This is a genomic window from Granulicella sp. L46 (assembly GCF_009765785.1).
GTDB lineage: Bacteria > Acidobacteriota > Terriglobia > Terriglobales > Acidobacteriaceae > Granulicella.
In genome coordinates this window covers 1-307 of sequence record NZ_LMUT01000026.1, presented here as the reverse complement: position 1 = coordinate 307, position 307 = coordinate 1, and the positions used below count along the sequence as shown (strand labels likewise).

Genomic DNA, 307 nt, shown 5'->3' with positions numbered 1-307 from the left:
ACTAGGGCCGGACTACTGGGGTATCTAATCCTGTTTGCTCCCCACGCTTTCGTGCATGAGCGTCAGTGTTATCCCAGGGGGCTGCCTTCGCCATCGGTATTCCTCCACATCTCTACGCATTTCACTGCTACACGTGGAATTCTACCCCCCTCTGACACACTCTAGCCGTGCAGTCACCAATGCAATTCCCAAGTTAAGCTCGGGGATTTCACATCGGTCTTGCACAACCGCCTGCGCACGCTTTACGCCCAGTAATTCCGATTAACGCTTGGACCCTACGTATTACCGCGGCGGCTGGCACGTGCAT

At 55.0% G+C, this 307-nt stretch carries 1 rRNA gene; it reads right to left on the bottom strand.

Annotated features, from left to right (window positions below):
• Positions 1-307 (bottom strand): 16S ribosomal RNA (locus tag GSQ80_RS23175); the annotation flags it as partial.